Origin of the sequence: Paenibacillus timonensis (genome assembly GCF_022427145.1) — a bacterium.
GTDB lineage: Bacteria > Bacillota > Bacilli > Paenibacillales > Paenibacillaceae > Fontibacillus > Fontibacillus timonensis.
Genome location: NZ_JAKSXN010000122.1, coordinates 1 through 3,117 on the forward strand (window position 1 = coordinate 1; position 3,117 = coordinate 3,117).

Annotated in this window: 2 protein-coding genes; one reads left to right on the forward strand and one right to left on the reverse strand. The window is 58.6% G+C overall.

Annotated features, from left to right (window positions below; all coding sequences use genetic code 11):
* Nucleotides 1-25: 25 nt before the first annotated feature.
* Nucleotides 26-2,056, reverse strand: coding sequence for a beta-galactosidase (locus tag MJ257_RS24420; RefSeq protein ID WP_240271770.1), 2,031 nt, complete (start codon nucleotides 2,054-2,056; stop codon nucleotides 26-28).
* A gap of 127 nt (nucleotides 2,057-2,183) precedes the next feature.
* Between MJ257_RS24420 and MJ257_RS24425 the strand changes: the two genes are divergently transcribed.
* A complete protein-coding gene (locus tag MJ257_RS24425; protein ID WP_240271771.1) occupies nucleotides 2,184-3,017 on the forward strand; it encodes an AraC family transcriptional regulator in 834 nt (277 codons plus the stop codon).
* Nucleotides 3,018-3,117 lie beyond the last annotated feature (100 nt).

The window sequence follows — 3,117 nt, forward strand, 5'->3', positions numbered from 1 at the left end:
CCGACAACGGCCTTGCGGTTTTTTATTATTTCCGGCCTTCCAAGATGACGACGCCCCGACCGGGCACCGTGACGGTGCCGGACACCTCGGTATTCGCCAACAGGTCCTTCATGCCTTCGGACCCGATCTCCACCTCGGCGGCTCCTTCGTTATGGTTCAGCAGGAACAAGAACGCTTTGTTGTCCTTGACGCGGCGCGCCACTTCGACGCCGGTTGGGGCGTCCAGCAGCGGCCGGATGCCTTTTTCCTCGCACAGGTTCTTCAGGAACCCTTGCAGGAAAGCCGCATCCGGGCTGCTCGCCACATAATAGGCGCGGCCTTTGCCGAACTGGTTGGCCGTCACGACCGGCATGCCCCGATAGAAATCGGAACCGTATTCCGCCAGTACCTCGGCGCCTTCGGCGTGGATCAAATCGCACAAGAGGCCGCATTCGTATTGGCCCGACAGCGCGCCCCAGGCTTCTTTCATCACGATTTGGTTCGTGCGTCCCGGCAGCAAAGCGTCGATCTCCTCCGCCCAGATGCCCAGCACGGAGCGCAGCTCGCCCGGATACCCGCCGGTTGTTACCAGGTCGTTTTCGTTTACGATGCCGCTGAAGAAGGTGGTGATGAACGTTCCGCCGCCCGCCACGAACTCCTCGACTTTTTTCGCGAATCCCGGCTTCACCATGTACATCACCGGCGCGATCACGATCTCATACTTGCCAAAGTCTTCCTCCACCGACACCATGTCGCTCTCCACGTGCATTTGGAACAGCGCATCGTAATACTTGTGAACCTCGTTCGCGTAATTCAAAGCGACGGTCGGGCCGCTTGAGAGCTCGATCGCCCAGCGATTCTCCCAATCGTAGACGATGCCGACCTTTGCTTCGGTCCGCGCGTCCAGCAGCGTATCGCCAAGCTGCTCCAGCTCCCGGCCAAGCTCCGCCACCTCGCGGAATACCCGGGTGTGCTCGTGGCCGACGTGCTCGATCACCGCCCCGTGGTATTTCTCACACGCCCCGATCGAGCGGCGCAGCTGGAAGAACATCACCGTGTCGGCGCCGCGGGCAACCGCCTGATAGCTCCATAGGCGCATGACGCCTGGGCGCTTAAGCGAGTTGTACGGCTGCCAGTTTTGCTGGCTTGGCGTCTGCTCCATCAGCATGAAAGGTGCGCCGCTTTTCAGCCCGCGCATCAGGTCGTGGGTCATGGCCGTGTGGCTGACCGGCGTATCCAGGGACGGGTAGTTGTCCCAGGAGACGATATCCATATGTTTGGCCCATTCGAAATAATCCAGCTCCGGATAAAGCCCCATCAAATTTGTCGTCACCGGAACGTTCGGGGTATGCTTTTTGATCTCGTCGTATTCCAGCTTGTAGCATTCCAGCAGGGACTCGGACTGGAAGCGCCGGTAATCGAGCGAAATCCCTTGGAAATTGGTGCGGCTTCCGCCCCACTCCTCGCTGAGTTCGTTCGGGACCACGATTTCTTCCCAATCATAAAACGTATGGCCCCAGAACCGCGTGTTCCAAACCCGGTTAAGCTCATCCAGCGTCTGATAACGCTCCCGCAACCAAACGCGAAAGGCGGCCGCACAGTTGTCGCAATAGCAATACCCGCCATACTCGTTGGAAATATGCCAGATCAGCAGGCCCGGATGATCCTTGTAGCGTTCGGCCAACTTACCGGCCAGACGGGTGGAATATTTGCGGTAGGTCGGCGAATTCGGGCAGGAGTTATGACGTCCGCCAAACCGGCGTTTCCGTCCCTGCACGTCAACGCGCAGCACGTCCGGGTATTTATGGGCCATCCATGCGGGGTGAGCCCCGGTGCTGGTGGCCAGGCAGACGTGGACGCCGCTTTTGTACAGCCGGTCGATCGTTTCGTCGAGTTGCGCAAAATCATACGTTTTCTCGCTCGGTTGGTTCAGCGCCCAGGAAAAAACGTTGACCGTCGCAACGTCGATCCCCGCCAGTTTGAACATCCGCTCGTCCTCTTTCCAAATGTCCGGTCCCCACTGCTCCGGATTGTAGTCGCCGCCGTACCAGATTTTCGGCAGTTTATCGTTGATCACCATACCCACATCCTTTAGCGATATATAACTTCTAAGTCCATTGTAAGGTGGAATTTTCCCGCTTTATATATAATATTTCTGATTTGTAATATAATAATATGGATCAAGTAAGGAGGCGTGCATTACGATGAGCACACGGGCCTTTACCCGTTTTGTTTTCTCTCCGGCCGCAACCCCGGATCTTCCCTTACTCCTGGAAAGCGTAGGTTATAATCCGAATCAGGAGAAAATCGCCCGCCCGGACGGATATCCTTATTACCACTGGCTGCAAACCGCCGAGGGCGAGGGGGAGTTAACCTTTGGAAGCGGAACGGTTCCCCTGCCTCCAGGCAGCGGCATGCTGCTGCCGCCGGGCATGCCGCACGCCTACGAGGCCAAGCGGAGCTCCAAATGGGAGACGTATTACCTCACCTTTGGCGGAGCGGCGGCCGGGTCGATCCTGGGGGCGTTCGGCATCCGGGAGGCCGCGTTATTCCGCTGGGAAGCGGAAGCCCCGCTCACCCCGCTGCTCGGCCATTTGCTGAACAAGCTGGACAGCATTCAGGACCTCTTCGGCCTGGAAACCTCGACGGAGGTGTACCGGTTTCTTGCCGTCCTGAGCCAATTCGGGCAGGTAAGCAGCAACGCTGTTCCCCGCAACATGGAGAAGCTGGGACCGCTGCTCGCCTGGATGGAGCGGGAATACGGCAATCCCGACGTCGGGCTGGAATCCTTGGCGGAGGTGGTCGGGATGTCGGGCCGGCATCTCAGCAAGCTGTTCCAGCAAACGTTCGGCATCGCGCCCTACAGCTACCTCACCCAAATGCGCATCCACAAAGCGAAGGAACATTTGGCCAGCGAACCCGGCGTCACCGTCGCCGCCATCGCCAGCAAGATGGGCTTCCGCGATGCCAGCCACTTCGTCGCGACCTTTCGCAAGCATACGGGCATGACGCCCCAACAGTTCCGCCGGCTGCATTAGGAACAGAGTTCCGTCTGCGGCAGGTGGGCAGCGGCGGATGGACGCCGGTCGTTTGTACGAAAAACAGTACATATTCTCCTAAAAAACCGAACCCGGAAAG

Coding starts and splice junctions, on each gene's coding strand:
- MJ257_RS24425 (WP_240271771.1), top strand. CDS start 2,184: ATGAGCACACGGGCCTTTACCCGTTTTGTTTTCTCTCCGGCCGCAACC.